The organism is Rhodoferax sp. ZS1R8 (assembly GCF_056521325.1).
In genome coordinates, this window is the sequence record NZ_JBWMBA010000005.1 from 400,169 (window position 1) to 422,279 (window position 22,111).

20 protein-coding genes are annotated in these 22,111 nt (G+C 60.7%); 8 read left to right on the top strand and 12 right to left on the bottom strand.

Annotated elements, in window-relative coordinates; all coding sequences use genetic code 11:
- Positions 1–46: 46 nt before the first annotated feature.
- The gene (locus AC097P_RS19120; RefSeq protein ID WP_479612011.1) at positions 47–1,078 is read right to left on the bottom strand and encodes a hypothetical protein; all 1,032 of its coding nucleotides are present in this window, start codon (positions 1,076–1,078) and stop codon (positions 47–49) included.
- Between the two features lie 119 nt (positions 1,079–1,197).
- Between AC097P_RS19120 and AC097P_RS19125 the strand changes: the two genes are divergently transcribed.
- Complete coding sequence (locus tag AC097P_RS19125; RefSeq protein WP_479612012.1) at positions 1,198–1,740, top strand: hypothetical protein; 543 nt, start codon at positions 1,198–1,200, stop codon at positions 1,738–1,740.
- Between the two features lie 6 nt (positions 1,741–1,746).
- Here AC097P_RS19125 and AC097P_RS19130 read toward each other — a convergent pair whose 3' ends face one another.
- The 3 genes from AC097P_RS19130 to glk form a co-directional block, all read right to left on the bottom strand.
- A complete protein-coding gene (locus AC097P_RS19130) occupies positions 1,747–3,525 on the bottom strand; it encodes a DUF885 domain-containing protein (RefSeq protein ID WP_479612013.1) in 1,779 nt (592 codons plus the stop codon).
- A gap of 222 nt (positions 3,526–3,747) precedes the next feature.
- Entirely contained in the window at positions 3,748–5,670 is a 1,923-nt protein-coding gene (locus AC097P_RS19135) for a glucokinase (protein ID WP_479612014.1), read from the bottom strand.
- Between the two features lie 159 nt (positions 5,671–5,829).
- Positions 5,830–6,795 (bottom strand): glucokinase, encoded by a 966-nt coding sequence (gene glk, locus AC097P_RS19140; RefSeq protein ID WP_479612015.1) that lies wholly within the window; start codon positions 6,793–6,795, stop codon positions 5,830–5,832.
- Positions 6,796–7,329: 534 nt separating this feature from the next.
- Between glk and AC097P_RS19145 the strand changes: the two genes are divergently transcribed.
- Entirely contained in the window at positions 7,330–10,062 is a 2,733-nt protein-coding gene (locus AC097P_RS19145) for a TonB-dependent receptor (RefSeq protein ID WP_479612016.1), read from the top strand.
- A gap of 74 nt (positions 10,063–10,136) precedes the next feature.
- Here the strand turns inward: AC097P_RS19145 and AC097P_RS19150 are convergent, their stop codons facing one another.
- Both AC097P_RS19150 and AC097P_RS19155 read right to left on the bottom strand, forming a co-directional pair.
- The gene (locus AC097P_RS19150) at positions 10,137–11,381 is read right to left on the bottom strand and encodes a serine hydrolase domain-containing protein (RefSeq protein ID WP_479612017.1); all 1,245 of its coding nucleotides are present in this window, start codon (positions 11,379–11,381) and stop codon (positions 10,137–10,139) included.
- Entirely contained in the window at positions 11,378–11,659 is a 282-nt protein-coding gene (locus AC097P_RS19155; protein WP_479612018.1) for a hypothetical protein, read from the bottom strand. The genes AC097P_RS19150 and AC097P_RS19155 overlap by 4 nt, the downstream gene beginning before the upstream one ends.
- An 88-nt stretch (positions 11,660–11,747) precedes the next feature.
- On the opposite strand from AC097P_RS19155, the gene AC097P_RS19160 reads away from it, so the two are divergent.
- The 6 genes from AC097P_RS19160 to AC097P_RS19185 all read left to right on the top strand — a co-directional run bounded on the left by AC097P_RS19160 (position 11,748) and on the right by AC097P_RS19185 (position 14,797).
- Positions 11,748–12,314 carry a hypothetical protein gene (locus AC097P_RS19160; RefSeq protein WP_479612019.1) on the top strand — a complete coding sequence of 189 codons (567 nt, stop codon included), beginning with the start codon at positions 11,748–11,750 and terminating at the stop codon, positions 12,312–12,314.
- A gap of 27 nt (positions 12,315–12,341) precedes the next feature.
- Positions 12,342–12,572: a helix-turn-helix domain-containing protein gene (locus tag AC097P_RS19165; RefSeq protein ID WP_479612020.1), complete on the top strand. Its 231-nt coding sequence runs from the start codon at positions 12,342–12,344 to the stop codon at positions 12,570–12,572.
- 76 nt (positions 12,573–12,648) lie between these two features.
- Complete coding sequence (locus AC097P_RS19170) at positions 12,649–13,137, top strand: nuclear transport factor 2 family protein (protein WP_479612021.1); 489 nt, start codon at positions 12,649–12,651, stop codon at positions 13,135–13,137.
- A 14-nt stretch (positions 13,138–13,151) separates the two neighbouring features.
- The gene (locus tag AC097P_RS19175) at positions 13,152–13,577 is read left to right on the top strand and encodes a PaaI family thioesterase (RefSeq protein ID WP_479612022.1); all 426 of its coding nucleotides are present in this window, start codon (positions 13,152–13,154) and stop codon (positions 13,575–13,577) included.
- Positions 13,578–13,599: 22 nt separating this feature from the next.
- Positions 13,600–14,331, top strand: a complete 732-nt coding sequence (locus AC097P_RS19180) for a M24 family metallopeptidase (RefSeq protein ID WP_479612023.1) — start codon at positions 13,600–13,602, stop codon at positions 14,329–14,331.
- A 52-nt stretch (positions 14,332–14,383) separates the two neighbouring features.
- Positions 14,384–14,797: a PaaI family thioesterase gene (locus tag AC097P_RS19185; RefSeq protein ID WP_479612024.1), complete on the top strand. Its 414-nt coding sequence runs from the start codon at positions 14,384–14,386 to the stop codon at positions 14,795–14,797.
- A gap of 532 nt (positions 14,798–15,329) precedes the next feature.
- On the opposite strand, the gene AC097P_RS19190 is transcribed toward AC097P_RS19185, so the two are convergent.
- The 6 genes from AC097P_RS19190 to AC097P_RS19215 all read right to left on the bottom strand — a co-directional run bounded on the left by AC097P_RS19190 (position 15,330) and on the right by AC097P_RS19215 (position 22,072).
- The gene (locus AC097P_RS19190; RefSeq protein ID WP_479612025.1) at positions 15,330–16,088 is read right to left on the bottom strand and encodes a helix-turn-helix transcriptional regulator; all 759 of its coding nucleotides are present in this window, start codon (positions 16,086–16,088) and stop codon (positions 15,330–15,332) included.
- Positions 16,089–16,180: 92 nt separating this feature from the next.
- Positions 16,181–17,188: a proline dehydrogenase family protein gene (locus AC097P_RS19195; protein WP_479612026.1), complete on the bottom strand. Its 1,008-nt coding sequence runs from the start codon at positions 17,186–17,188 to the stop codon at positions 16,181–16,183.
- A gap of 122 nt (positions 17,189–17,310) precedes the next feature.
- The gene (gene malG / locus AC097P_RS19200; RefSeq protein WP_479612027.1) at positions 17,311–18,201 is read right to left on the bottom strand and encodes a maltose ABC transporter permease MalG; all 891 of its coding nucleotides are present in this window, start codon (positions 18,199–18,201) and stop codon (positions 17,311–17,313) included.
- 1 nt (position 18,202) lies between these two features.
- The gene (gene malF, locus AC097P_RS19205) at positions 18,203–19,768 is read right to left on the bottom strand and encodes a maltose ABC transporter permease MalF (protein WP_479612028.1); all 1,566 of its coding nucleotides are present in this window, start codon (positions 19,766–19,768) and stop codon (positions 18,203–18,205) included.
- A gap of 1 nt (position 19,769) precedes the next feature.
- The gene (gene malE / locus AC097P_RS19210; RefSeq protein ID WP_479612029.1) at positions 19,770–20,963 is read right to left on the bottom strand and encodes a maltose/maltodextrin ABC transporter substrate-binding protein MalE; all 1,194 of its coding nucleotides are present in this window, start codon (positions 20,961–20,963) and stop codon (positions 19,770–19,772) included.
- Positions 20,960–22,072: an ABC transporter ATP-binding protein gene (locus tag AC097P_RS19215; RefSeq protein WP_479612030.1), complete on the bottom strand. Its 1,113-nt coding sequence runs from the start codon at positions 22,070–22,072 to the stop codon at positions 20,960–20,962. Before AC097P_RS19215 ends, malE begins: the two co-directional genes overlap by 4 nt.
- Between the last annotated feature and the right edge of the window lie 39 nt (positions 22,073–22,111).

Consider the following 22,111-nt stretch of genomic DNA (forward strand, 5'->3'; position numbering starts at 1 on the left):
CCTTGCAACTGCCAAAAAAACCTGCCTATCCGCCAAACTGCAAAACCTACTGCTGCACCACACCCGCGTAGATGAACGCCCCATAAGCCCCCACCAGCACCACACCCAGCAAGCGCGGCAGGCGCCCCATCAGCAAGATGAACAAAAAGTGCAGCGCCGCCGCACCGGCGATGGTGTAGATGCCGATCTGGAAGAAGCCCGGGATCTTGATCGTGTCAAACAGCGCGAACAGGCCGATGCACATGGGTATGCAGATGTGGCCGTCGCCCACCTGGGAGCTGACCACAATATCCTGCCGACCTGCAAAGCCGTAGTACAGCGCGATGAAGGCATTGGGCAGCACCATCAGCGCGCCGCTGAGCCAGCCCAAATCTTTTGCGCCGATGTAGGGGCTCTTAACGTGCGACACCCAGTCCACCAGATAGTCCACGCTTTTGTAGACGCCGTACGCACTGATGCCGATCAGCACCAGGTCGAACAAGATGGACCACTGGAAACTGCGGCTCTTGCGCACGTTGGTCTTCAGGATCTCGAACACGTGCAACGCCTGCCAGAACAAAAACAGCGCCACCAGCACCACGCCATCATAAAAATCCAGCACACCGTCTTTCGCCAAAGCCCACAGCGTGCCGGTGAACATGAACAGCGCCACCAGCGTGAAAAGCAGGTCCAGCCGGTTCAGACGCTGCACCTGGTCGGGCACCTTGACTTTAGCCACGCCACCCTTGCCGCTACTGCCGGACGCAACGGCGCCAAAGCACAGCGTGGACAGGCCCAGAATCAGCGTCAGGTTGGTGACGTTGTTGACAATGCAGTTTTCCATCACGGTGCCGCCTTTGCCACCTTCGCGGCTCATCACAAAGGCGAACACCAGGTTCGCAAAGCCGGAGCAGTACGGCATGATCAGCGTGCCCAGCACGGTGCCCTCAAAACCCTTGCCCTCAATGGCCTGCAGGCGCCAGATCATCAGCGCCGAAGCGGCCATAAACAGGACCAGCTGGGCCAGTGGGTGCGCCAAGTAAACCGACAGATGCTGGAGTTGGCTGAACAGGGACGAGACGAAGGGAGGAAGCTGCATGGCGTGGCTGCCAAGCATAAGCCTTTTACACCCGAAAGATGCCTCGCAGCACGGCAGTTCTGTGGCGAGTTTGCGACTGAATCTGGATACACTGAACGCTTCTAGAAAGCTCCCACTCCATGACCATTTCGACCAGCCTGCCCGCTGACACCGCCGCCGAGCGCATCGTGCGCCATTTCCAGGCCCAGGGCTTCCCTGGCATCACCGAAGCGGTGCTGGTTCGCATACGGCTCAAGAAGGGGGACAGGCTGGAGGTGGACGCCGCGTTTGACCGGGCGCTGGCACGTGATGCCGTTCCGCCGGTGAACGAGTTTTTCCAGATCCAGCTGTACGGCCATTACTCCGAAATTCGGGGCCTGCTGAACATCAAGACGGCCTTTGCAGACGACTTCACCAGCGGCCTACGTGCCGAGCTACCCAGCGTTTTCTTTGATCCAGCCCCTGTCATTGCCAACGATGCGCTGGCAACCGGCACCAAGTACGACGCCATGCTAAAGCTGGGCGGCAACGCCGATGGCTACGCAGTGGCCGTGCTGCTGAATGACCCCACGTCATCGTTCTTTGAATACATGGAGTCCCACATCGGCTACGACTGGCAGACCCTCATCGGTACGCTGGGGGCCGCAGCCACTTTACTGGCTGCGGACGAAGACCTGCTTTGATCGCTTTTACTGGGTGCTGCGGGCTTTTTCGGACTGCACCCAGGTATTAACCGTATCACGCAGCACCCGCATCGGCAGTTGGCCCGATGTCAGCACCAGGCGGTGGAATTTCTTCACGTCAAAGCGCGGGCCTAAAGCGGCCTGGGCCTCCCGCCGCAGCTTGCTGATCTCCAGCTGGCCGATTTTGTAGCCCAACGCCTGGCCGGGGTTGGCTATGTAGCGCTCCACCTCCGACACGACATCACTCTCCGCCATCGACGAGTTGGCCAACATGTAGTCGATGGCCTGCTGGCGGCTCCAACCCTTGTTGTGCAACCCCGTGTCGACCACCAGCCGCATGGCGCGCAACTGCTCGTCGGACAGGCGGCCGTACCACTGGTAGGGGTCCGTGAACAAGCCCAGCTCCTTGCCAATGCTTTCGGCATACAGGGCCCAGCCCTCGACAAAGGCCACGTAGTGCGTGTTAAAGCGGCGGAACTTGGGCAGCACAGTGTCTTCCTGCGCGATAGCGATCTGGAAATGGTGTCCGGGCGATGCCTCGTGCAGCGACAGCGTCTCCATGCCGAAGATGGGTTGGGCCTTCAGGTTGAAGGTGTTGACATAAAACACGCCGGGCCGTGCGCCGTCGGGCGATGGCGACTGGTAAGAGGCGCCAGCAGCGCTCTGCGCGCGGAAGGCCTCGACCTCGCGCACCTCGTAGTCGGCCTTGGGCGCGATGTCAAACAGCTTGGGCAGCAGGCCATTGATGCGCGTCTGCAGCGTTCGGTAACCGGCCATCAGCTCTTCGGGCTTCTGGTAGTAGTAGCGCGGATCGTCCTGCAGATGCTTGAAGAATGCTTTCAGGTCACCGTCGAACTTCACCTCGCGCCGCACGGCTTCCATCTCGCCCAGGATGCGGCCCACCTCTTGCAAGCCCAGCGCGTGGATGGCGTCGGGCGACAACGTGGTGGTTGTTCTGGATTGCACATAGTGCGCATACCAGGCCTTGCCATCGGGCAACGCCGACCAGGCGGTGCTGGCGCGCGCCTTGGGCAGATAGCTGTCGCGCAGGAAGCTGTGCAGGCGCAGGTAGGCCGGTGTGACCTGGTCTGCAATCAGCTGGCGCATCTGCGCGGTGATGCGTGTGCGCTCAGTTGCTGGAACGGCATCGGGGAAGTTTTTGATCGGTCCCCAGAAAATGCTTTGCTCCGGGTCTGCCACGGCCAGCGCGGCAAGCTGGGGCAAAACCTTCTCGACGACGGGGCGCGGCTGCACGACGCCTTTGGCAATGCCCACGCGCATGTTCGCCACCATGCCATCCAGCATGGGCACAGCCAGGCTCAGGCGCTGCATCCAGTCGTCATAGTCCTTGGTCGTTCGAAACGGTTGCAACGACTGCCCCGAACCGAGCTGGGCCAGAAAGCTGGACATGCCACCGGTCTGGTTGATGGGCAGCATCCAATCTGGGAAGCGTTCGCCTTGCAATGATTCCTCCAGCTGGAGTTTCAACACGCCGTACGACAGGCGGTCTCGCGCATCCAGCGCCTGGGGTTTGAAGGACTTGAGCTGCTTGAGCTGGCGTTGAAGATAGCTCCGGTTCTCCGCGCGCCAAGCGGGTGTGGTCTCATCCACCAGTTGACCGTTGTACCGTAGGTCGCCCAGCGATGTGGCCAAGACCGGTTGGCGCTGCAGTGTCTCTTCCCAGCTGGCGTCCAGCCACTGGTTGAAACGCTCGCCCTCGGTTGGCTTGGCAGAGGCTGCCAGCGCCGCGGTGGCGATCAGCAGGGTGGCAATAATTTGACGCATGTAGATCTTCACTCTCAAAAAATGCTATTAAATCAGTAGCGGCTTACGCTCGTCCGGCGAGGGCTACCGGCCTAAAAGGCTTGTAACATTCGGCCGGGCAGCGCGCCGAAGCGGGCTGCCAGCCGAACGTGCCGGCGGCGAAACGCCAGACTATAAATGGGCTTGAGGCCATGGGCCATAAAAGCGAGGCGCGACGCGAACGTGCTGCCGTCTTGCACGTGCCTAGCGGCTGTGCGACGTCAAATGCGCCAGCGGTCCCGCCGCACTGACGCCTGGTCCTTTGCGCCGCGCACTGGGCGCGGGCAGCCCGCCAGGGGCGACCTCGTCCAGGCCCACCGTGGCGTCGCTGCCCATCGCAGGCACGCGGGTGCCGCGGTGCAGCGTGACGCCCACCACGAGGATGTCCACCATCAACAGGTGCAGGATACGGCTGATCATTGGCACCTGTGTAGCGATGTCTTCCACGTGGTCGACTATCAGAGCCAGATCGGCCTTGCGCGCCAGTGGCGATTGGCTCTCGGTGATGGCAATCACTTTTGCCCCGCGCTGCGCCGCTGTTTCGGCTACGGCCAGCAGCTCGGGGATGCGTCCGCTGCTGCTGATGATCAGCACCACGTCGTCGCTGCGCAACAGGCTGGCCGACAGCGTCTGCAGCCGCGGGTCGGTATACGCAACGGCGGACACGCCGACCCGCATGAACTTGAACTGCGCGTCGCTGGCCACAGCCCCGTAGTGGCCCACTGCATAAATTTCCAGGCGGCTGGAGCCGGCGATCATGCGCATGGCGCGGTCCATGCTGTCGCGGTTCAGGTGATCGCGCGCTTGCAGAATGGCCGATGCGGTATTGCCCAGCACCTTGGCCCCGAGTTCCAGCATCGAATCACTGCCGGTAACCTGGGTGTGCGTGATGGGAATCGTGCCGGTCAGGCCCGAGGCCAGGCGCAGCTTGAAATCCGACAACCCTTCGCAGCCCAGCGAACGGCAAAAGCGGATAACCGTGGGCTGGCTGACATCCGCCGAGCGGGCGATGGTTGCAATCGGGTCGTTCAATACCGAGCGCGGCTGGGCCAGCACATGCTGGGCCACACGCTGCTCGGCCGGCGACAGGCTGGTCAGCGCGCGGCGGATCTGGCCCAGGATGGCCGAGCCGTTGGCGCCATCCAGCTCGCGCAATTGCGAGGCCAGAATGACCGAAGCACCGACCAGCGTTGCATCAGTCGCGGTGATGACGAAGGTGGGGATGCCCTTCATGTAGTCGGTGAAGCGGCCCTTGTCTTCAAAGCGCTGGCGGAACGGCGACGCGTCGAAATACAGACCCAGGCGCGGCACGATGCCACCACCAATATAGATACCACCGAAAGCCCCCTGGCTGACGGCAAGATTCGCGGCCGCCGTGCCCAGGATCGCGCAGAACACGTCAATCGTTTCCTTGCAAATGGCATCAAGGCCTTCCAGCGCCAGGCGGGTGATCTCAGGCGCGTCCAGCGTGCGCTCGGGCATGCCGGCGCGGTGGGTCAGGGCCCGGAAGATCAGCTCGATGCCTGTGCCCGACAGCAGGCGTTCGAACGACACGTGGTCATACGTGCGCCACGCGTATTGCAGGATGGCGATCTCGCGCTCGTCGTGCGGCGAAAAGCTGGTGTGGCCACCCTCGGTGCCTAGTGCGATCCAGCCATCGTCTGCCGGGATAAGACCCGACACACCCAGGCCGGTGCCAGCACCGATCAGGCCCACCATGCTGCGCGGCACGGCGGCGCCACCGCCGAACTGGCGGCGCTGTTGCGGTGTCAGGCTGGGCACGGCCATGGCCAGCGCCGTAAAGTCGTTGACGACCACCAAGTTGTCGAGGTGCAAGCGCTCGCGCATCTGCTCGATCGAGAACTGCCAGTGGTAGTTGGTCATGCGGACCTGGTCGCCGGCTACCGGGTTGGCGATGGCCACGGCCGCATGCTTGATGTCCCCTGCCGCTACGCCCCGCAGCCGCGACAGGTAGGCAGTTACGGCGGCGTGGAAGTCGGTAAAGTCCTGGCAGCGCAGGGACTCACTCTGCTCGAACACATGGGGAGCTACCTCCAGCGCGAACCGGGCGAACGTGCCGCCAATATCGGCGATCAGGCGCGGGTGGTCAAAACGCGGTTCGGACATATGTCGGCTTCCCTTTGTCATTAATTCATCTGCCAAGGGTGAAAGCTTAACGGATGCCAGTCAGCGACACACTAGTCGCCGCCGGGCCGCCCCAAGGCGACTGAGCCCCCTCGGGGGGGCAGCGACCCGTGAAACGGTGGAGCGTGGGGGCTCCATCCCTCAGGGTAGCGTGTCGAGCGCGCAGCTGGCCCCAACCAATGCCGGTGTGGACGCCGTGATAACCCAGACCGGCAGCGTGGACAACAAGTGCCGATAACGGCCCTTGTTCTCAAAGCTGTTGCGAAACACGGCGGCATCAAACGCGGAGCCCAGGCGTGGCACGATGCCGCCGCCAATATACACACCACCCAGCGAACCCAGCGTCAGCGCCAGGTTGCCGGCAACATTGCCCAGAAAGCGTGTGAAGTAGTGCACAGCCTGCACGCACTGCGCATCGGTGCCGGCAACGGCCCCATCGGTCACGTCGGCGGGCTCCAAGTCCCGGGCAGGACGGCCTTCCATCGCACAAACCGCCTGGTAGATATTGACCAGGCCGGAGCCCGAAAGCACGCGCTCGGCGCTGACATGCTCGAACTGTTTGCGCAGCAAGCCCAGCAGTGTGGATTCGACATCGTCATTGGCCGACAGCGTGACGTGACCACCCTCGCCCGCCAACGCGCTGTAACGGCCATTGGCATCGGGCACCAGGCCCGACACACCCAGGCCGGTACCGGGGCCCAGCAGCCCAATCGTGGAGCCGGCTACCGCGGTGCCTCTGCCCAGCGCGCGCAAGTCGGTGGGCTTGAGCGCCGGCAAGCTCATCGCCAACGCTGTGAAATCATTGACTACCAGGCAGCGTTCAAGCCCCATGGCTTTCTGGAAGGCTGCAATGGAAAAACGCCAGCTGCTATTGGTCAGGCGCACATCGTCGCCCGTGATGACGGTGGCGATGCCGATACCGGCCCAGCGCGGGTTCTTGTGGCCGTGGGCCAGCAGGTAGTTGGCGGCGGATTCCTGGATGGAGCCACTGTCTTCGCAGGGTTGCACGGAAATGTCCTGCAGGTCGGCGCCGGCACTCTCCTGCCATGCCCAGCGGGCATTGGTGCCACCAATATCGCCTAACAACCTCGGGTAAGCCTGATTCATTCGCAGTACTCCTGGTGTCGCCAAGCGGACACCCTATATGTAGTCAAACAACATTCAGTTTATACCAGACTGCAAACGGCGATTCTTAGGGAAAACGTTGATTTTCAATGGGTGTACCGCGATATTTCACGCTTAAACCATCACGAAATTTATCAAAACAACAAATACAAAGACAGATTTCGCAACCGACTACACAAAAACTACGCGTTTGGACTACCAAATCCGGCGTTCTCAACCCACGGGCAGGAATTATTGTGTAATTTGGCTACATTTTTCACTATCTTAGTGTGGTATCTGATGGCTTTTGCTGAATTACTGTGCAATTTTTTGTTGTGATTTTGCAAAAATCATGCTTTTTGGCCACCAGAAGTCCTGGCAAACCGAAAAACTGGTACTAACCCCTATGTTTGCGAATATCTAGTTTTGGTACAAACTAGTCTGTGAGTTGGGAAAACGCCCTCCCATTTACGTGTTTTTTGAGCACCCGCCCAAAAAACGATCCGCCAGCCCCGAGCACCAGGAGAAAGACCAAAAATGAGTACATCCGTTCAGCAGCGCCCCTCGCGATCCCTGTCGCGCAGCGCGCTCTTCAAACTCGCCCCCGTAGCAGCCGGCTGTGCCGTGCTGATCGTGACGTCATCCACTGCCTTCGCGCAAGCCGCAGCGCCCGCATCCGATCTGAACACGGTCACCGTGGTCGGTATCCGCAAAGGTATTGAAGACGCGATCTCCGTCAAGAAGAACTCCACGTCCATCGTGGAAGCCATCTCGGCTGAAGACATTGGCAAGCTGCCCGATGTCAGCATCGCCGAGTCCATCGCGCGCATGCCCGGTCTGGCCGCACAACGCGTGGCCGGCCGTGCACAAGCCATCAGCGTGCGCGGTCTGTCCCCTGACTTTGCGACCACGCTGCTCAACGGCCGTGAAATGGTCAGCACCGGCGACAACCGCAGTGCCGAATTCGACCAGTACCCTTCTGAACTACTTAGCGGCGTCACCATCTATAAGACGCCCGACGCAGGCCTGGTCGGCCAAGGCCTGTCCGGCACGCTGGACATGCAAACCGTGCGCCCACTGAACTTCAAGGAACGTACGGTCTCTATCAACCTGCGTGGCGAAAATCGCTCCATCGGCTCCATCGCCGACACCAAGGCCTCCGGCAACCGCTTCAGCGTCAGCTACATCGACCAGTTCGCAGATCGCACCGTGGGCATTGCGCTGGGCTTTGCCCACCTGGACTCCCCCATCCTGGAAAACCAGACCGGTCTGTACGAGCCCTGGAAAAAAGACACACGCCCTGGCGTACCTGCCGGCACCTTCATCCACGACGGCATCAAGTCTTTGGCCAAGAGCGGCAACATGAAGCGCGACGGCTTCATGGGCGTGCTCGAAGTGCGCCCATCCAAGAACTGGACCAGTGTGCTGGACGTGTACGCGTCCACCTTCAAGCAGACGGACACCAACAACCAGTACGAGGTCAACCTCAGCGGATACAACGGCACCAACCCCAACATCCCATTCACCTATGCATCACCCATCATCAGCAACGGCGTGTTGGGCGGTGCCAATGCGGTCAACGTCTACCCGCTGGTGCGTGGCCAGTACAACAGCCGCGAGGACAGCATTAACGCTCTAGGCTGGAACAACAAGTTCAAGTTTGATGGCTGGTCGCTGCTGGCGGATGTAAATTACTCCAAGGCCAAACGCAACGAACTCTATCTGGAGAACAACACCCAGCTGGCCTCCACTCCCAACGGCTCGTCGTTGGACACGCTGTACGTGAACTGGGGCAATGGCGGCTTCCCAACCATCACGGGGGCCAAAGACTACAGTGACCCCACCAAACTGTTCACCGGTAACTCGATCTATGGTCAAGGCTACGGCCGCAAGCCGCAGGTCGAGGACGAACTGCAAGGCTACAAAGTTGTGGGCACCATCCCCTTGTCAGGCGGTTTTATCAGCGGCATTGATGTAGGTCTGAACCTGTCAGACCGCAACAAAAAGAAGCGCCAGCCTGAAGGCCCCCTGGAGGCCAATGGCACACCCACCATTGCAAGTGATCTGCTGTATTCGCCAGTCAACCTGGGCTTCTCGGGCAGCGGCACCATACCGTCGTGGAATGTGCCCGGCGTCATCGCACGGTACTTCCAACCTTTTAATCCCTCCGAGATCAACCCCGGTGCCATCAGCCGCGCCTGGGACGTGAAGGAGAAAGTCACCACCTCGTTTGTCAAGGCCGACATCGATACCGAGTGGGGCTCAGTGGGTGTGCGCGGCAATGTGGGTGTGCAGGTCATCAACACCGACCAGTCGTCCAGCTCGGCGTATGTGGACAACGCATCGGGTGGTGCGGTCAGGCCTGTCAGCAATGGCAAGACCTACACCGACGTGCTGCCCAGCATGAACCTGGCATTCGGCTTGGCTGATGGCCAGACCGTGCGTGTGGCTGCTGCCCAGCAGATTGCCCGTGCCCGTATCGACCAGTTGCGCTCCTCGTTTGAGTTCAACGTGGACACGACAACACGCCGCCCATCGGCAAGCGGCGGCAATGCCCAGCTGGACCCATGGCGCGCCAATGCGTTCGACATTTCTTACGAGAAGTACTTTGGCACCAAGGCCTACTTTGCGGCTGCGGCCTACTACAAGGAGCTGAAGACCTACATCTACGAAGAAAGCCGTACGATGGACTTCTCGCGCTTCATAGGCCCCGGCAGCATCGCCATCACCAACCAGGGCCAGTACACCGCACCGTACAACGGCAATGGTGGAACTATGCGCGGTGTTGAGTTGTCGGCATCGCTGCCACTGAGCATGCTGACACCGGCGTTGGACGGCTTTGGTCTGTCGGCCAGCATGTCGTACAACGACAGCGCCATCCGCGTCCCCACCAATGGCTTCAACAGCTCCACAGTGGGTACCGACACACCGCTGCCAGGCTTGTCCAAGAACGTGTCCAACCTTACCGTGTACTACGAAAAGGGCGGCTGGTCTACCCGTGTCAGCCAGCGCAACCGTTCGGAATTCATCGGTGAAATCGGCAACTTCGCAGGAGACCGCAGCCTGCGCTGGGTCAACGGTGAAAAGGTCGTCGACTTCCAGGTCGGCTACACCTTCAACGAAGGCAGCATGAAGGGCCTGGGTCTGGTGTTGCAGGTCAACAACCTGACCGATTCGCCATACAGCACCTACGCCGACGCACCAGACCATCCGCTGGAGTACATGAAGTTCGGTACGACCTACTTGTTTGGTTTGAATTACAAGTTCTAGGTTCTTTTGTAGTAGTTGGGTTCCTCAATAGGTTTAACCCCCATCGCTCACGCGGTGGGGGTTTTTTTTAGCCATCAGTGTTTGGCTTGCCAGTCGGAAACCGTTTTGAGCAGGGCGTTTGCCACCGCGGCAGAAGGTACTGCGTTGTTGACGGCGACGGCGGTGTAGGCTTGGAGGGTTGGGTCGTACAGCAGCTGTGCGTTGGCCGTTGGTATGCTTCCAGCGTGGCCCAACCAAGTGCGCTGGCGCCCCAGGTCATCGGTCCATTCCCAAAGCATCACTCCTTTGCCAAACCAGCGCCTTCCCTGGCTTGGCTCAGTGGGCGGTGCGTCCAATACATATAGCAGCGCCCATTGCGCACGCGCCGTGGCCGGTGCCAGCAAGCGGCCCGTCAACACCGCCTGCCAAAAAACCACCATGTCCTCAGCCCCTGCAACTACATTGCCCGCGCCAAGCCGCGTCCAGGCACCTGGGTCAGCTTTGGGCGTACGCCCCTCGTGGGCTGTAGCCAGCGCAACCGGCACATCTTCACCCGGGCGCAGCGCGCGCAAATGCTGCAAACCCAACGGCTGGGCAATGCGTTGCTGCACGGACTGGTAGAAGGGTTTGCGCTCCGTGGTCTCCACAACCAGCCCCAATAGCATGTAGGCTGCATTGGAGTAACTTGCATTCGTGCCAGGGCAAAACAGCAACGGCATTCTCGCCAACATATCCACCTGCTGGCTCGGCGACTCAGACCCAAGCCCGGTCAGACTGTTGGCGTTAGTCTGCAGTCCACTGCTATGGTTGAGTAGTTGGTCAAGGGTTATGCGTTCTGCCATCGGTATCTGCGGATACCACCGCGACAGCGTGTCGTCCAGACGCAGCTTGCCCTCGTCCACCAGCTGCAGGACGAGTACCGCTGTGACCGCCTTTGCGACGCTGCCCCAATAGAACTCTGTATCGCCATCAACGGCTTGCAAAGCCGTGGCGTTCGCCAAGCCCTGGGTGCTGCTCCAGCGCCCCATACCGGGGACAGTGATCGCAGCCGACAGGGCTGGCGCACCGGTCTTGCGCAGCAGTTCGGCCACCTGCTGGTCCAGCAAGCCGGCAAGCCGGGGGTCGAGGGGCATGTCGATTGCGCCAACCCCCGCAGCCGCAGGGAACAACAGTGCGGGCAAGGCGGCATGCGCGGCCGGGCCAGTGAATGGCATGTTGGCCTGACAAGACGGGCCGGCCGTACCGGTGGCAGAGTTGGCAGCAGACCCGCCAGTGCCCCCACAACCCGCAGCCGCCAAAGCCAGCAGTAGCCCACAGGCGCGCAGCACGCCCGCCGTCATGGCAGCGTCTCCTCAATCGCGTGCACCTGCCTGGACGGGGGCGAAGCATTCCTCGCCTTGATCCGCTCCTGCGCGTAGCGGTCGTAGTCCACCAGTTCGGCGCAAGGCGCTTCGGTGGGGTTGCGCTTGAGCTGGCATTGCTCGCTGCCATACCGCACGCCTTGGTAGACCGACCGCTCCCAATGGGTGTCGGCACAAGCCGGCAGCCCCGCTGCTGCAATGGCTCCCACCCACCCAAGCGCACGCGCCACTGCCGTTCCAAAACCTGGTGTTTTCATGCTGTTAATCCTATAAAATCAATGTAATAAAATAAATTATTATTGTTTTACAGTAATTTTGTAAAGCTTTTTCTTTTGGAGGCGGGCTATGAGCGCATTGCAGAACACGGCCACACGCGGCACGCAAACCCGTCTGAGTGGCATCTTGGCCTGGGCCTGTTTAGGGCTGGCGGTAGTGCTTCCATTGGCCGCGGTAGTGGGCGTTGTGCCGATGTCACCGGCGGACATGCTGGGGCAGATGGGTATTCGGCTGCCCGGTGGGGCTGATCCCAACAGCTTGCCTGTTGCAAGCTGGCAGCGCGGGCTTGCGTTGTGCACCAGCCTGCTGCCGGTCAGTGCGGTGGCTTATGCGCTGTGGCGGGCGCACCAGTGCTTCAGTGGTTTCGTACGCGGCGAGGTTTTTAGCCTGTCCACCGTGCGGTATTTGCGTGGCTTTGCGGCGGGCTTGCTGGTTGCCAGTTGTGCGGGTTTCGTTGCTCCGACCCTCACCGTCTTGCTACTGACACTGGATGCACCTGCGGGTGGGCGAGTGCTGACGGTCAGCGTTGGCTCCCAGCAATTGCTGATGCTGCTGTTCTCTGGCATCGTCTGGCAGATAGGCCATGCGATGACACGCGCGGTGGAGCTTGCCGAAGACAATGCCCAGATCATCTAGACGCCAGACCAGACTGCCCCACCCATCGTGCCCATCATTGTCAAACTCGACGTCATCTTGGCCGAGCGCAAGGCCAAGTCCAAAGACCTGGCCGAATACATCGGCATCACCGAAGCCAACCTGTCCATGCTGAAGCAGGGCAAGGTCAAAGGCGTACGCTTTGACACCCTGCAGGCGATCTGCGAATACCTGCACTGCCAGCCGGGCGACCTGCTGGTTTTCAAGTCCGACAACGACGACAACAAAGACAAGTCATAGCAAGTACCAACAAGCATCCGTGGGGGGCCGCTACCATTGGAGTTGATGCCCTGTCCATTCACCACCCGGGAGTTGTATGAAACCTTTGTTCGCCTATGCCGGTCTTGTCCTGGCCCTCAGCTTGTCCACCGCCGCTGTTGCACAAGTCACGGTTGTTCCTCAACCCAACCACGAACAGCTGCTGGCCGCCGCAGATGCGCGCCTCACGGCCAACAAGCGCATGGTCTATGACTTCTGGCGCGAAGTCTTTGAGGGTGGCCACATGGAATTGGCGGACAAGTACCTGGCAGAGGGATACATCCAGCACAACCCGAACGTGGCCACCGGCCGAGCAGGCTTTGTGGAGGCCTTCTCCAAATGGGTCAAACCCAAACCGGTTGAGCCCAAGATCAAGGCGCCCCTGGTGGCTATCACCGCCGAGGGCGATCTAGTCATACTGAGCTTCGTACGCGAAGCCACCGACCCCAAGGACGCATCCAAAAAGTACACGACCACCTGGTTCGACATGTTCCGCATCGAAGCCGGCAAGATCGCTGAGCACTGGGATGCGGCGCCCAAGTCATAAGCAGGATACGCACCATGGATAAGCAAGCATTCTTCTGGAAGATCATGGCTGGTGAGCTGCCTGCGCCCCAGGCTGCAGAAACGTTGGGCATCGTCTTCAAACACATTGATGCCGAGGCCGGTACCATTGAAGTCGAGCTGCAGGGCAAGCCCGAGTTCACCAATCCGGCCGGCAACATCCAGGGCGGGTTTCTGGCTCCCATGCTGGACGACACCATGGGGCCCGCCCTGGCTGCCACGCTGAAACAGGGCGAATTTGCGCCCACGCTGAACCTCAACATCTCGTTTCATAAGCCCGCCAAGGTCGGCATGCTCATCGGCAAAAGTCGCGTGGTGCGGCGTGGACGCGATGTCTGCTTTCTCGCTGGTGAGCTGTACCAGGACGATGCCTTAGTGGCATCCTCCACGGCGACTGCGATCGTGCGGGCCATGCCGACGTGATGACTGGCCACAAAGGATTTGCTTGGATGCGCTTACCGGCTTTCTTGCCATGTCTTTAGACTTCCTTGTCCAAGCGCATCGCGCCGTTCAGCAGGCCGCGAAGTCAGTGCTCGCAAGCATCGGCGCACAGATCTCTGCAGCCGACTCAGAGGCATCTATTGCCGCGAACGCCTACAGTGGGCTGTGCGCCCTGGGCTTACCGGATACTTGGTATTACAACTGCCCCGCATTTGTACTAGCTGGCGGGAACAGTTGTAAATCAATTTCGGGGCGGGAGTACGTTCCAAGTACCGAGCCCATAGGTTCGAACAATCTGATCACTGTAGATTTGAGTCCGATGTTGAACGGCCGCTGGGGCGACTGTGCCCGCTCGTTCTATGTTGAAGACGGACACGCAACACAGTCCCCGGCTTTGCCGGAATTTGCGGTTGGGCAGCGCTTTTTGGAAATACTGCACACGGACATGCAGCGGAACGTTCACCCCGAAATGACCTTCCATGAACTGTTTGATTGGACCAATCAGCGCATCAACACCAGCGGTTTTGAAAATCTTGATTTTCTGGGAAATGTCGGCCACAGCATCGCGACGCGGCGCGAAGATCGTCAGTACATCAAAGAAGGGAACCGCTGCTTACTGGGCGAAGTACCGTTCTTTACGTTTGAACCGCACGTGCGACAAGTCGGCGGCCACTGGGGGTTCAAACACGAAAACATTTTCTTCTTCAATCAAGACGGTGAGTTGGAGGAACTATAGCTTTCCACTCCCTTGCCAACCAACTCCAACTATCACTTCAAATCGTAAAACAATGCCCACCCAAGCCGAACTCTCCGCCTTCCTCATCAAGGAATTCCCGCAGACCAAATGCACGATTGAAGCCGTGGGTAACCAGGGGGCCACGATACGGCATCCGGTGGGCGCTGCAGAATTGCGCCCGGGCGGCACGGTGTCCGGCCCGGTGATGATGGCCGTGGCGGATGTGGCGCTGTACATCGCCATCCTCGGTGAGATCGGCATCGTACCGCTGGCAGTGACAACCAACCTCAGCATCAACTTCCTGCGCAAGCCGGCCGGTGACCGCGCCGTCATCGGTGTCTGCAGGCTGATCAAGGTCGGCAAGTCTTTGGCGGTGGGCGAGGTAACGCTGTACTCTGAAGGCAGCGACGAGGCCGTGGCCCATGTCGTGGGTACTTACTCGATACCCAAGGACCGCGCGCGGTAAGGGCCGCGCTGGCCTCGACGCTGCTGACCCTCAGCCTGCTGTGGCCGGTACAGCAGGCAGCGGCGCAGATGCCAAACAACACCGCCACCATCACCCAGCCGGGCGACTAGACATTCTCCACGGTGCACGGGGGGCTCAACCGCAAGTACCGCATCCACGTGCCACGCAGCTACAGCGCGCGTACTGTATGCCGGCGGCGCCGGCCGCAGCTTTGGTGATATGGACAAGGCAACCGATTTCACGTCGGTCCCGGCGAACACATCCAAATGGGTGGCGTTGAACCACTGCGCCTCTACCCCGCAGCGCGTGCTGGCCACACCGGGGGCTTGCTGCGAGCGCTACACGCCCTGCACCGGCGGTGCGCAGGTGCAAGTCTGTGTCACCGAGACCGGCGGGCACTCCTGGCCCGGCGGCCGCAAGGCGCGCAGTCCCTTACCCAAAAGTAGATTTCGCGGGGAGACTATTGATCAAATCGGGCTGTAGCCCTCGTGGGACGTGCGTAAGCCGCTCCCAAATGCATAGCATCTTTCAGTCAGGCCGCCAGATAGTTGCCAGGCGTCGTGGCGTGGCGCTTCCTGAAATGGCGCTGGAAATGCGCTTGGTCGGCAAAACCCAGTTGCAGCGCCACATCCGCCAAACCCATGCCCTGTTTCAGCAGTTTCTTGGCCAGGTTCAGGCGCCGGTCTATCTGGAAGGCGTGGGGCGTCTGACCGAACGCCTGCTTGAACTTGCGTATCAGCTGGAACTCACTCCAGGCACAAGTGCGGGCGAGTTGTTCCAGCGACAGATTGCGCTCGACCTGCGCGCAGATCAAGCCACGCACTGCGTGTAAGGCCTGCTCGTCGGCACTGGGTGCGGCCGGCACCTCGCGGGGCAACAGTACGTAACGGGCGATGAAACCAAGCACCTGCTCATCCACCTCCAGCGGGTCGGTTACCGCGCCCGCGCCCAAGGCATCGGCGATACGGCCCAACGCCCGGTAGACGGTGGGCGCACCACTGCTGTGCCCCGACAGCTTCAGGCGCTGCGTATGGGGCAGCGCTGGCCCAAACGGAACAAAATTGCGGTGGACCCACTGTGCGTCCACGAAGAGCATGCGGTAGGACCAAGGCTGGTGGGCGTCCGGATTGCACGCGTGCGCCAGGCCGGGCTCCATCATGACCGTCATGCCAGGCTTCAGCGCAGTGCGGTGCTCACCATGGCTGTAGACGGCCTGGCCTGCATCAATGGTGCCGAACGCGTACTCGTCATGCGTGTGGGTCTGGTAGCAATCCTGCGAATGGGTCGACATGCGCAGCTCCAGATGCGGCAGCCGTGGGTCCCGGACAAAATGGTGCGCTGAGGGCTTTGGCATGGCCTGCATACTAATCCCTATCGCAAGTCTCAGAAGGCCTGATGCGTATCGGCAGGCGCCAGCAGGTCAACGAGCGCCTGGTACAACCGGATGGGATCTTCTGCAATCCGGTTAAGCACATGCAAGAAGTGCTCCTGCCCAAAGACCACATACTCGCGCGTGGGACAGCCGTGTGCCCGTAAGGTAGATATCTGTTCCGTACCAAGGCCCATCAGTGATTCGAACTCATAGCGGCCAGGCCGGATATCCTCCGCCGCAATCAGCGCGCACAACTCTTTTTGAATGGCCCGATCATGCGTGGCGATCGAGCACGGATGGTCGCTGTGCAGCAGCATTTGCGCATAGCGCCGGTAGGCCTCGCCCAGTTGCGCGCTGTTGCGGTCGTAGGCGACGTGCTCGCTTTCCAGAAACGCGCCCTTGACCAGCCGTATACGCCCTGGAAGGGCCATCAGTTTGGGCAGGTCAACAGCGCTTCGGTGCAATTTTGCGGGGACAGTGATGCCGACATTGTCCAGGCCGTCCTCCTTTTGCAGGCGGCCGTAGATGGCGTAGATGGCATCCGCACGGTCCGACCCTTCCATCGAAATCATGACCTCCCTGCCAATAGCTTTTGCGGCTTGGGCAATGCGGCGGGCATTCCGGTATCCCAACTCTGTATCAACCACCATGCCGACGTGGGACAGGTCGAACGAGATGGAACAGTTCAGCCCCTGCGCACCGATGGAAGCCACCAGCTCCATGAAAACGTCCGCTTCCGCATTGGCACGCCCCTCATCACGGCAACTCTCCCCCATGTATTCGGCAGAAGCAGCATGCCCGGCGGCGTTGATGCTGGCGACTCGCGACAGCGCCTGGGCGACCGTCTGGCCAGCAATATAACGGTCTGATACGCGGTGCATGAAAGACCGCAACACCGCGTCGCTGCAGAATCTTTCTTTGGCGTGTTCGTCCAAGGCAAGCCTGCGCATCGCGGTGGCAGCCTGGTTAACAAGGGGTTGCCATGGCAGCGGAAAAACGGAAGGGGAGATTTCTAGCACGACGACTCCTGGGCGGAACGGGGATCGTCCCCATGCCTATTGAACATGGTGGAGAGTATTCCGCCGCCGGCCGGGCTTGTATTGAACGAAATTGCGCGCAGCGGGCTTGCTGCTGGCCCAGCTCAGCCCTTGACGCCGCCCGAGGTCAGCCCGGACACAATCCAGCGTTGCGCGGCCAGAAACACCAGCGTGATCGGCAGGCCCGACAACACGGCCGCCGCGGCAAAGTCGCCCCACAGGTAGCGTTGTTCGTACAGGTAATACTTGGAGCCCACGGCTAGCGTCAGGTTGGGTTCTTCACGCAGCAGCACCGATGCAATCGGGTATTCGATGATGGTGCCGATAAAAGCCAGCACAAACACCACCATCAAAATGGGCACAGCCATCGGCAACAGCACGCGGTAGAAGGTCTGCCACGAGGTGGCACCGTCCACCTTGGCGCATTCTTCGATCTCGGTGGGTATGGTCTCGAAGTAGCCCTTGATGGTCCAGATGTGCATGGCCACGCCGCCGATGTAGGCGACGATCAGGCCACCATGCGTCTCAATGCCCAGCCAGGGAATGAAGCCACCTATGGCCTCAAAAATCGCATAGATGGCCACCAGCGCCACGGCCACCGGGAACATTTGCAGCAACAGCATGCTATTCAAAATGGTGGACTTGAAACGAAAGCGCATGCGGGCAAAGCCATAGGCCGCGGTTGTGGAAATGCCAACGATCAGCAGCGACGAGATGGTCGCGATCTTGATGGAGTTCCATAACCACAGCAGCACCGGGAATGGCGGTTGCACGACCACGCCATCGGCCTGGGTGTACGGAATACCCAGCGCCAGCTTCCAGTGCTCCAGGCTGATCTCGGTGGGGATCAGCGAGCCGGTCGAGAAGTTGCCGGGCCGCAGCGAGATGGACACCACAGCAAGCAATGGGAACAGCGTGATGGCGATCAGCACCCACAGCCCCACGTGGGCGGCGACCACGCGCCAGCGCTGGCTTTTACCGGTAACGACGGCCATGCTAGTGCCCTCCCTTGTGTGGCGTGTCTTTGGACTGTGTCAGCTTCAGATTGACCAGCGACATGATGGCCACCAGGAAGAAGATGACGGTCGATATGGCCGCTGCCAGGCCGAAGTTGGCGCCGGCATCACCAAACGCAATGCGGTAGGTGTAGGACACCATGATGTCCGTGGTGCCAGCGGGCAGCTTGGTGTTCAGGTAGTCGGGCCGGCCATCGGTCAGCAGGCTGATCAGCACAAAGTTGTTGAAGTTGAAGGCAAAGGCCGATATCAGCAGTGGAGTCAACGGCTTGGCGATCAGCGGCGCGGTGATACGCCAGAAGTTCGTCAAGGGTTTGGCGCCAGCTATCGCCGATGCCTCGTACAGATCAGCCGGAATGGATTTGATAAGCCCCGTACACAGCACCATGATGTAGGGGTAGCCCAGCCAGGTGTTGACGATCAGGATCATGATCTTGGCCAGCAGCGGGTCCGCAAACCAGGCAGGCTTGACGCCAAACACCGCGTTCAGGATCGCATTGATCTCACCAAAGTTCTGGTTGAACAAACCCTTGAACACCAGGATGGAAATGAAGCCCGGCACCGCATAGGGCAGGAACAGCAGCGTGCGGTACAGCGTGCGGAACTTCAGCGCCTCCCAGTTCAGCAGCACAGCCAGCGTCATGCCAATGGCGGTTGAGAACAACACAGTCAGGCCGGCAAAGGCTACGGTCCAGATGAAGATGGACACGAACGGCCCCCGCATGTCGGCATCACCAAACAGCCGGGTGTAGTTGGCAAGGCCCACGCCGACCTTGAAGCCGGGCTGCAGGCGGTCGCCCTTGGCATCTTCAAAGTAACCGGTGTCGCGGTTGGCGTGGTACAGCGCACCATCGGCCAGGCGCTTCAACGCCCCGCCCGGCTCGGCCTGCCACAGTGGCTCAAAGACGGCAAAATCGCGCAGGCCGGCATAGAGCAGCATGTGCTGATTGGGCAATTGCAAACGCAGGCCCATCAGCGCATCGCGGTGTTCAATGGTCTGGCGCAGCGTATAGGCTTGGCCCACGGCCGTGTCTGCCGCCATGGCTTGCATCACCACCGGCGCAGTGCTCAATTTTTGCAGTGACAGCGGCGGCGAGATGTAGCGTTCAGCCTGCGCTTGCTCTGCGCCCTCGCCTTGCGGCGCCAGCACCAGGCGCACGGTGTTGCTGCCATCGGCATGCACGCTGAAGGCATAGGCCCGTGACTCGTTGACATCGGCCTGGTCCAGCAGGTAGGCAAGTGCGCGTTCTTCGCTGAGCAGGTTGTTGGCCGAGTAATTGGTAAACCCTATTTGAATGGTGTAGACCAGCGGAAAGGCCACGAACACCAGCATGGCGATGACGCCGGGAAACAGGTAGCGCCAAGCCAAGGTCTTGGCCGACAGGTAGACGTAGATGCTTACCGCACCCAGGCTCAGCACCAGCGCGGCCCAGACCGGCTGGCCGCTGGTATAGATGGCGAACGTGAGCCACAGCAGGCCCAGCGCCACACATGCGGCAACGAGCTTGGAAACTACGGAGGGGGAAGTGATTGCAGTGTTCGTCATATCACTTCGCCAGCATGCGTGCAGCCGCACCGTCCAGTGCATCCTTCGGGGATTGGCGGCCCTGGGTGATGGCCTCCAGCGCGGCGTCTACCGCCGTCATGAAACGGCCCAGTTCGGGAATATTGGGCATGGGAACGCCGGTGCGGGCGTTCTCCATCGTGGCGCGGATGTTGGTATCGCCCGACAGCTCGGCAAAGTAGGCCTTGTTGGCGGGTGTGCCCAGCGGCACATCGGCGGAGATGGTCTTGAGGCTGTCGACGCGCAGCATGTGGTTCTCAATGAACTCGCGCGCAATGTCCTTGACCTTGCTGGGTGCGGCCACCATGCAGCCCAACACGCCGACAAAGGATTTGGATGGCTTGCCGGGGACGACTGCTGGCACCGGTGCCACGCTGAAGTTGATCTTGGCCTTGCGGGCGTTGTCCCAAGCCCAGGGGCCGGTGATCATCATCGCCACCTCTCCACGTGCAAAGCCGGCCTCCATTTCGGCATAGCGCGCACCGCGGGGCATGTAGCCCTCTTCGATCAGGCGCGACACCATCTTGGCACCCAGTACGGCTCCTTCGGAGTTCACATTGACAACCGTCGGGTCCAGCTCACCGCTGGGGGTGCGGCCAAACACTTCGCCCGCATTGCCCGCCAGCAGTGGCCACGAAAAATAGGCCTTGTTGTACTCCCACAGCAGGGCCTTCTTTCCGCGCTTGGCCAGCTCCTTGTCCAGCGCCATGACCTCGTCAAAGGTTGTGGGCACGGTCTTTACCAGGTCTCGATTGACGATAAGGCCAACAGCTTCGATGGCCAGCGGGTAGCCCCAGACATTACCCTTGTATGTGAAGGCCTTCCACGCGGATTCATCCACCGCATCGCGCACACGCTTGGGCGGATGGATGGGCACGATCAGACCCGAGCGCGCCCATTCACCGGCGCGGTCATGCGCCCAGCAAAAAATGTCGGGGCCCTTGCCGGCAGCGGCAGCGGCCTGGAACTTGTCGGGTGCAGCCTCGGGGTGCTGCACCACGACGGTGACGCCCGATTCCTTGGCAAATGCGTCGCCCACTTTCTGCAGGCCGTTGTAGCCCTTGTCGCCATTGATCCAGATCAGCAGCTGCGGGGCCGTCGCAGCGTGCAGCGGCAGCGCGGACGTTGCGACCAACGCAGCAACCACACCCATTGAAACCAAACGGTGCACCATCATGCCGCCCCGTGCTCGGCAGCCACCGTGCGCTTGAAAGCCTTGCCCTCCGCGTCAAACAAGTAGCAGCGGTCTGGCTCCACACCCAGTTCCAGCGTATCGCCGGCCTTGACGCGCACCACACCTGTCAGCTCGCAGGTCAGGTCTTCCTGCACACCCGGGAAAGCGCAGTAAGCATGGGTCACGCTGCCCAGGGATTCAACAAAGGTCACCTTCGCCACCAGGCGGTTGGCATAGGGCACGCGGGTAATGTGCTCAGGGCGTATGCCCAGTGTCACCTTGTCGCCGGGCTTGGCCGCGGGGGCGCTCACCGCGCACTGGATCAGGGCACCATCGTTCAGGCGTACAGTCACGTCCGAGGCATTGCTGGACACAAACTCGGCGGCGATGAAATTCATGCCCGGCGAGCCGATGAAGCCGGCTACAAACAGGTTGTCAGGGTGCTCGTACAGATCCAGTGGCGAGCCCACCTGCTCCAGCTTGCCCGCCGACAGCACGACGATGCGGTCGGCCAGCGTCATGGCCTCCACCTGATCGTGCGTCACATAAATCATCGTCGTCTTGAAATCGGCGTGCAGCTTGGCAAACTCATAGCGCATGCGCACGCGCAGCGCCGTGTCCAGGTTGGACAGCGGCTCATCAAACAGAAACACTTCGGGCTTGCGCACAATCGCGCGGCCAATGGCTACGCGTTGGCGCTGTCCACCGGACAAATCTTTAGGCTTGCGGTCCAGCAGGTGGTCTATGCCAAGGATCTTGGCCGCGTTGTGCACCAGACGGTCGACCTCGTCCTTAGGCACCTTCTTCAGTTGCAAGCCAAAAGCCATGTTGTCGTACAGGTTCATATGCGGGTACAGCGCATACGACTGGAACACCATCGCGATACCACGCTCGGCCGGCGGTACGTCGTTGACCACGCGCTCGCCAATCTGCAGCGTGCCGCTGGTGATGTCTTCCAGGCCTGCAATCATCCGCAGCAGCGTGGATTTGCCGCAGCCGCTGGGCCCGACAAACACCACAAATTCGCCGTCACGGATGTGGAGGTCTACACCGCGCAAGATGTCGATGGTTCCGAACGACTTGCCTACACCCGATAACTTGACATCTGCCACTTGTACCTCCATCAATAAACCCGGTCCATGCGACACAAG

Bases quoted from the DNA above. Each gene is read 5' to 3' on its own strand.
- AC097P_RS19170 (WP_479612021.1), top strand. From the start codon at position 12,649: ATGAAACCTTTGTTCGCCTATGCCGGTCTTGTCCTGGCCCTCAGCTTG.
- AC097P_RS19150 (WP_479612017.1), bottom strand. From the start codon at position 11,381: ATGACGGCGGGCGTGCTGCGCGCCTGTGGGCTACTGCTGGCTTTGGCG.
- AC097P_RS19120 (WP_479612011.1), bottom strand. From the start codon at position 1,078: ATGCAGCTTCCTCCCTTCGTCTCGTCCCTGTTCAGCCAACTCCAGCAT.
- malF (WP_479612028.1), bottom strand. From the start codon at position 19,768: ATGACGAACACTGCAATCACTTCCCCCTCCGTAGTTTCCAAGCTCGTT.
- AC097P_RS19185 (WP_479612024.1), top strand. From the start codon at position 14,384: ATGCCCACCCAAGCCGAACTCTCCGCCTTCCTCATCAAGGAATTCCCG.
- AC097P_RS19145 (WP_479612016.1), top strand. From the start codon at position 7,330: ATGAGTACATCCGTTCAGCAGCGCCCCTCGCGATCCCTGTCGCGCAGC.
- AC097P_RS19130 (WP_479612013.1), bottom strand. From the start codon at position 3,525: ATGCGTCAAATTATTGCCACCCTGCTGATCGCCACCGCGGCGCTGGCA.
- AC097P_RS19125 (WP_479612012.1), top strand. From the start codon at position 1,198: ATGACCATTTCGACCAGCCTGCCCGCTGACACCGCCGCCGAGCGCATC.
- AC097P_RS19175 (WP_479612022.1), top strand. From the start codon at position 13,152: ATGGATAAGCAAGCATTCTTCTGGAAGATCATGGCTGGTGAGCTGCCT.
- AC097P_RS19190 (WP_479612025.1), bottom strand. From the start codon at position 16,088: ATGTCGACCCATTCGCAGGATTGCTACCAGACCCACACGCATGACGAG.
- glk (WP_479612015.1), bottom strand. From the start codon at position 6,795: ATGAATCAGGCTTACCCGAGGTTGTTAGGCGATATTGGTGGCACCAAT.
- malG (WP_479612027.1), bottom strand. From the start codon at position 18,201: ATGGCCGTCGTTACCGGTAAAAGCCAGCGCTGGCGCGTGGTCGCCGCC.
- AC097P_RS19135 (WP_479612014.1), bottom strand. From the start codon at position 5,670: ATGTCCGAACCGCGTTTTGACCACCCGCGCCTGATCGCCGATATTGGC.
- AC097P_RS19155 (WP_479612018.1), bottom strand. From the start codon at position 11,659: ATGAAAACACCAGGTTTTGGAACGGCAGTGGCGCGTGCGCTTGGGTGG.
- malE (WP_479612029.1), bottom strand. From the start codon at position 20,963: ATGATGGTGCACCGTTTGGTTTCAATGGGTGTGGTTGCTGCGTTGGTC.
- AC097P_RS19160 (WP_479612019.1), top strand. From the start codon at position 11,748: ATGAGCGCATTGCAGAACACGGCCACACGCGGCACGCAAACCCGTCTG.